General features: G+C 65.8%; 1 protein-coding gene. It reads left to right on the top strand.

What is annotated here, in order from left to right:
* The coding region (locus A5779_RS05300) for a non-ribosomal peptide synthetase (RefSeq protein WP_131811575.1) at window positions 1–7346 on the top strand (7346 nt) is incomplete at both ends.

Here is a 7346-nt window from a genome sequence, read left to right as displayed (position 1 = left end):
GATCGGTGGGCGCCGGGTCGGGTGTTGATCAATGGGTATGGTCCGACCGAGACGACGGTGTATGCCACGATCAGTGCGCCATTGCAGGCTGGTTCGGGTGTGGTGCCGATCGGTGTGCCGGTTCCGGGTGCGGCGTTGTTCGTCCTGGACCGATGGTTGCGTCCGGTTCCCCCGGGTGTGGTGGGCGAGCTGTATGTGGCCGGCCGCGGGGTCAGCGTCGGTTATGTCCGGCGTGCGGGCCTGAGTGCCTCGCGGTTCGTCGCCTGTCCGTTCGGAACGCCCGGTGCCCGGATGTATCGCACCGGAGATCTGGTGTCGTGGGGTACCGATGGGCAGTTGCGGTATGCCGGGCGGGCTGATGAGCAGGTCAAGATCCGTGGGTACCGCATCGAGTTGGGCGAAATCCAAACCGTGCTAGCGGATCTCGACGGTGTGCAGCAAGCGGTGGTGATCGTCCGCGAGGACCATCCCGGCGACAAGCGCCTGGTCGGCTACATCACCGGCACCGCGGATCCGGCCCAGGTGCGTAGCGCGTTGGCCGAGCGGTTGCCGGCCTACATGGTGCCGACTGCAGTGGTCGTCCTCGACGCACTGCCGCTGACGGTCAACGGCAAGCTCGACAAACGGGCACTGCCGGCACCTGAGTATGTAGACAACGATCACTATCGGGCTCCGAGCACGGCTACCGAGGAAATCCTGGCGGGCATCTACGCCCAGGTCCTCGGGTTGGAACGGGTCGGCATCGACGACTCCTTCTTCGACCTCGGCGGCGACAGCATTCTCGCGATGCGGGTGGTCGCCGCAGTCAATACCGATTTGGATGCCGGACTGGCGGTACGCACGTTGTTCGACGCGCCGACGGTCGCGCAGTTGGCACCGCATGTCGGCGAGGATTCGGACCGGCGTGCACCCTTGGCTGCGGCCGAGCGTCCTGCCCTGGTCCCGTTGTCCTTCGCACAGAACCGGATGTGGTTCCTCAATCGGTTCGAGGACGGCGCGGCGACTTACAACATGCCGATCGCGTTCCGGATCAACGGCGCGTTGGATGTCGACGCGCTCGATGCGGCGCTCGATGACGTGATCACCCGTCACGAGTCGCTGCGCACGGTGTTCCCCGCCATCGACGGTGTGCCCTCACAAAAGGTTCTGCCTGCCGAACCGGGGCTGTGGCGGCGCGGGGGCCCGGCGATGGTGCCGGTGACGGAAGACAATCTGATCGGCGAGCTGATCTCGCTGGCGGGCTACACCTTCGACCTGGCCGGTGAGATTCCGATCCGAGCCCAGATCTACTCTGTCGGCCCCGAACAGTACGTCCTGGGAATCGTCCTGCATCACATCGCCTTCGACGGATGGTCGATGGCACCCATGGCCCGGGATGTAGGCGAGGCCTATCGGTCGCGGAACCTCGGTCAGGAACCCGATTGGACACCACTGCCTGTCCAGTACGCCGACTACACCTTGTGGCAGCAGGACTGGCTGGGGTCGGAAACTGATCCCGACAGCGTGCTCGCCAACCAGCTGGCATATTGGCGGCGGGAACTCGCGGACCTGCCCGAGGTCGTTTCGCTTCCCGCAGATCGGCCGCGTCCTCCCGTGCCGAGCTACCGCGGCGACGCGGTCGACCTGCGTATCGACCCCGAGTCGTGGGCCGGACTCAAGGCCCTGGCGGCCGCGCACAACGCGACCGTATCGATGGTGTTGCAGGCCGCGATGGCCGTGGCGCTGCACCGCGCCGGTGTCGGTGAGGACATCGCACTGGGCACCCCGATCGCCGGACGGATGGACCAGGCGCTAGATGAGCTGGTCGGCTTCTTCGTCAACACCTGGGTGCTCCGCGTCGGCGTTGACCCCGCGTCGCAGTTCAGCGACGTGCTCGACCAGGTGCGGCAGAAGGCGCTGGATGCCTACGCGAACCAGGATGTGCCGTTCGAGCTCCTGGTCGAGCGGCTCAACCCGACCCGGTCCACCTCGCACCATCCGCTGTTCCAGGTCGCCTTGGCCTTCCAGAACAATGTGCGCCCCGAGATCCAGCTCGACGAGCTCGACGTCGAGCCGGTATCCGCCGACATCCGTACCGCCCGTTTCGACCTCGAATTCGACCTGCGTGAACTGTCCAGCGGGGACGCGAGTGCACTGTTCGATCTGCACGCAGTGCCGCCCGAAGGCCGCGGTGCGCTGATGGCGGCAGGCACGGTCGCCTATGCCACCGATCTGTATGACCGATCCAGTGTCGAGCGCTTGGTGGGTTGGTTCGGTCGCGTCGTCGAGGCCGTGGTTGCCGACTCATCGGTGGTCGTCGGTGAGGTCGGCCTGCTGGATCTCGACGAGCAAGATCTGTTGCTGCACAAGTGGTCCGGCGCAGAGGTAAGCCGCCCGGTGGGATTGGCCCCGGAGTTGCTGGCTGCAGCGGTGGCTGCGAATCCAGAGGCCGTTGCGGTGGTGGATGGCGCCCGCGAGCTGTCTTATCGAGAGTTGGATGAAGCCTCCAACCGATTGGCCCGGGCGTTGATCGAGGCCGGGGTGGGTCCTGAGCGCGCCGTCGGTGTGGCGATGGGTCGCTGCGCGGACTTGGTGATCGCGTGGTGGGCGGTGCTCAAGGCCGGCGGAGTGTACGTACCGGTTGATCCGGGCCACCCGGCCGAACGGGTTTCCACGGTGCTGGACGCCGCCGAGGCCGTCTGCGTCCTCACCTGTGGCACCGGTGCGGTCGAGGGGACCGGTAGCCGCCTGGTGGTTCCGCTCGATGTCGTTGATCTGTCAGTACACAGCGGCGATCCTGTGACGGATTCGGATCGGCTGTCGCCCTTGAGCATTGACGATGCGGCATATGTGATCTTCACGTCGGGATCCACCGGGACTCCGAAGGGTGTGGCGATCAGCCATGCCGGGGTGCTTGGAGTGGCGGCTGCGCATTACGATCTGCTCGGCGTGACGCCGGGGGCTCGGGTGCTGATGGTGGCCGCGCCGACGTTCGATGCCTCGGTCTTCGAATGGTTATGGGCGGTGTCGTCGGGTGCGGCACTGGTGGTTGCCCCGCCGGATTCCTACGCCGGCGACGCATTGGCCGAGGTACTGGCGGGACAGCGCGTCGATGCGGCATTGATCACCCCGACGGTTCTGGCGACGCTGGACCCGGCCCAGATCGATGGGCTGGACACGTTGGTGACCGGTGGCGAGGCGTGCCCGGCTGAGTTGGTGGCCGCGTGGGCCCCCGGGCGGCGGATGTTCAATGCCTATGGGCCGACCGAGGTGACGATCTGGGCCACCTGGAGTGCGCTGTCGGCCGGACAGCCTGTGCGCATCGGCGCCCCGGTGCCGGGCACGTGCGCGTTGGTGTTGGATGCCCGGCTGAACCCGACGCCGGTCGGAGTGGTTGGCGAGCTCTACCTGGCCGGACCGGTGCTGGCTCGGGGTTATGTGGGACGGCCCGATCTGACTGCGGATCGCTTCGTGGCCAATCCTTTTGGGGCTCCGGGGACGCGGTTGTACCGCACCGGTGACCTGGTGCGCTGGACCGAATCGGGCAGCCTGGACTACCTCGGACGCGCGGACGCTCAGATCAAGCTGCGTGGCCAGCGCCTGGAACTGGGCGAGATCGAGAACACCCTGCTGGCCTGCCCGCAAGTCACCCGCGCGGCCGCCGCCGTGCATCGGGGTAGCACCGGCGTCGACCATCTGGTCGGCTACGTCGCTCTCGAGCAGACCAGCACCGCCGACTACGACGCTGACGTCGTCGACCAGTGGCAAGGCATCTACGACGAGCTCTACGACGCCGACCTTGACGAGGTCGAGTTCGGTAACGACTTCCGCGGCTGGAACAGCAGCTACACGGACGATCCGATTCCCCTGCACGAGATGGAGGAATGGCGCTCGGCCACCGTGGATCGGATTCTGTCGATGCGCCCGCAACGGGTGCTCGAGCTGGGTGTCGGATCAGGCCTGCTGTTGTCTCAGCTGGCTCCCGAGTGCATCGAGTATTGGGGCACAGACTTTTCCGCGCCGACCATTCAGAAGTTGCAGAGGGCCGTGGCAGCCCAGCCGTGGGGAGACCGGGTTCATCTGTTGACCCGACCGGCCCACATCACCGAGGCGTTGCCACAGGGCCAGTTCGACATGGTGGTGATCAACTCGGTGGTTCAGTACTTCCCGAGTGCCGGATACCTGGCCGAGGTCATCGACAAGGCCGTGGAACTGCTGGCGCCGGGCGGAACGCTGTTCATCGGTGACGTAAGAAATCACAGCCTGCAGGGTGCGTTTCAGACAGGTATCGCCTTGGCGCGCAGCCGCAACGGCACCGATACCGACGAGATCCGGCAACGGGTACAGCGCGCGATGCTCGGCGAGCACGAGTTGCTCCTCGCCCCGGAGTTTTTCACCACCTGGGCAGCCGACCATCCCTCCGTGGGCGGCATCGGCGTCCAGGTCAAGCGTGGAGAGGCCGACAACGAGCTGAGCCGGTACCGCTACGACGTGATCGTCCACAAGTCGCCCGCCCGGGTGTGCTCGCTGGCCAGCGCCCCGACCTGGGCGTGGACGGACTGTGCGGGTCTGAGCGGACTGCACGCCGAGTTGACGGCCCAGCAGCCGTCCACCGTGCGGGTCAGCGGCATTCCCCGCGCCGGCGTGATCGCCGACGTGGTCACCGAACATGCTCTGGCCGCCGGGCTCCCGCTCGCCGAGGCACTCGTCCACGCCGACTCCGCCGCCGAGGACGTCGTCACACCTGAGATGGTGTACCGGCTCGGCGAAGCAGCCGGATATCACGTCGCGGTCACCTGGGGCACCCAACCCGGCACCCTGGATGCCCTCTTCATCGCAGTTTCCGACGGTGAGGCGCTGCCGCCGCTCACCGAGCTCTACCAGCCCGCCTCGGATGCCCGGCAGCGCGGCGGCCACGCCAATGATCCGCACACCAACTCGAAGGTCACAGCGGTCCGCCAGTGGTTGTCCGAGCGGCTACCCGAGTACATGGTGCCGAGCCAGATCGTGGTGCTCGACGAGTTCCCGTTGACGTCCTCGGGCAAGATCGATCGCAAGGCGCTACCTGAACCCACCTTCGTCGCCACCTCCTTCCGGGCTCCTCAGACCGATACGGAGAAAATCGTCGCCGAGGTGTTCACCGAGGTCCTCGGACTCGGCAGGGCCGGGCTCGATGACGATTTCTTCGTCCTAGGTGGCGATTCCCTGATCGCCATCCGGGTCAGCGCGCGTCTACAGTCAGCTCTCGGCCGGGATGTGCCGGTTCGCTACCTGTTCGACGCGCCTACTGTCGGCGGGCTGGCCGACTATCTCGACCGGCATCAGGACGGTGTTGCCCGACCGCCGCTGACCGCGCGGCATCGTCCGGCGGCCATTCCGTTGTCGTATGCACAGCAACGACTGTGGTTCCTGGAGCAACTGCAGGGGCCGTCACCGATCTACAACATGGCGGTCGCGCTACGCCTCAGCGGGCACCTCGACGAAGATGCCCTGGGCGCTGCACTGGCAGACGTCGTGGGCCGGCAGGAGAGCCTGCGCACCGTGTTCATCTCGGTTGACGGGGTACCCCAGCAGGTGGTTCTGGGCGTCGAGCAGGCTGACCTGGGATGGGAAATCGTCGATGCCTCCGGATGGCAGGCGGCCCGGCTCGACGAGGAGATCGGTGCGGCGGCCCGCCACAGTTTCGACCTCACGAGTGAAATCCCGATCAAAGCAACACTTTTCCGCATCAGCGAGAACGAGCACGTCCTCGCGGCGGTGGTTCACCATATCGCCGCCGACGGCTGGTCGGTCACCCCGCTCGTGGTGGATCTGGCGACTGCCTACGCCAACCGGTGCGACGGGCAGGCCCCGGATTGGGAGCCCCTGCCGGTGCAGTATGCCGATTTCACGTTGTGGCAACAGGAGTGGCTGGGCTCGGTATCCGACGCCGACAGCGTGATCGCCGGGCAGCTGAAGTACTGGGAGGACGAGCTGGCCGACCTCCCCGATCGGTTGGAGCTACCGACTGACCGGCCGTATCCGCCGGTGGCCGATTACCAGGGTTCCAGCGTGGCGGTGGAGTGGCCTGCCGAACTACAGCAACAGATCGCCCGGGTCGCTCGCGAGCACGGCGCGACGAGCTTCATGGTGGTCCAGGCAGCTCTGGCGGCATTGATGGCTCAGCTGAGCGCAAGCACCGATGTGGCCGTGGGCATAGCGTCTGCCGGCCGCGGCGAGCCCGCACTCGACGAGTTGGTGGGTTTCTTCGTCAACACTTTGGTGCTGCGCGTGGACCTGGCCGGGGACCCCACGGTCGCAGACCTGTTGGGGCAGGTGCGGCAGCGTAGCTTGGCGGCGTTCGAGCATCAGGACGTGCCGTTCGAGGTTCTGGTGGATCGGCTCAATCCGACCCGGAGCCTGACCCATCACCCACTCGTGCAGGTCATGCTGACCTGGCAAAACCTGCCATGGCAACACAGCGACCCTGCCGCCGCGCTGGCGCTGGGTGACGTCGGTGTTACGCGGCTGGAGGCCGAAACTCAGACTGCCCGTATGGATCTGGTGTTCTCTCTGGCTGAACGCTTCAACGATGCCGGCGTGCCGGCCGGAATCGACGGATCGGTCGAGTTCCGTACCGACGTGTTCGACACGGCCACGATCGAGACCTTGATCCAACGTATGCAGCGGATGTTGGCGGTGATGACTGCCGACTCGGCTCAGCGGTTGTCGGCTGTGGGTGTGCTTGATGCTGCTGATTGTGCTCGGTTGGATGAGGTTGGTCATCGGGCGGTGTTGATGCGGCCGGTGGTGGAGTCTTCGGTTCCGGCGTTGTTCGGGGTGCAGGTTGCTCGTGCTCCGGAGGCGGTGGCGGTCAGTTTTGATGGTCGTGTGTTGTCGTATCGGGAGTTGGATGAGGCGTCGAATCGGTTGGCGCGCTTGTTGATTGCTCAGGGTGCTGGGCCGGGTCGGTGTGTCGGTTTGATGATGGGCCGGTCGGTTGATGCGGTGGTGGCGATCTTGGCTGTGTTGAAGTCTGGTGCGGCGTATTTGCCGATTGATCCGGCGCATCCTGATGCTCGGGTTGAGTTCATGCTGGCTGATGCGGGGCCGGTGGCTGTGCTGACCACGGCTGTGTTGGCGGAGCGGTTGCACGGATCCGGTGTCGCGGTGGTCGAGGTCGACGATCGGCGTATCGATGCGCAGTCCTCAGGCGCGTTGCCGGGTACATCTGCTGATGATGTGGCGCACATCATTTACACGTCGGGCACGACGGGGACGCCGAAAGGTGTTGCGGTTACGCATCAGAACGTGACGCGGTTGTTCGACGGTATGGATGTGGGTGTCGAGTTGGGGCCGCAGCAGGTGTGGTCGCAGTGTTCGTCGTT

It is taken from the genome of Mycolicibacterium peregrinum (assembly GCF_001665625.1).
Taxonomy (GTDB): Bacteria; Actinomycetota; Actinomycetes; order Mycobacteriales; family Mycobacteriaceae; genus Mycobacterium; species Mycobacterium peregrinum_B.
Note: the sequence above shows the minus strand (reverse complement) of the source record. Positions and strands in the feature narration are given on the sequence as shown.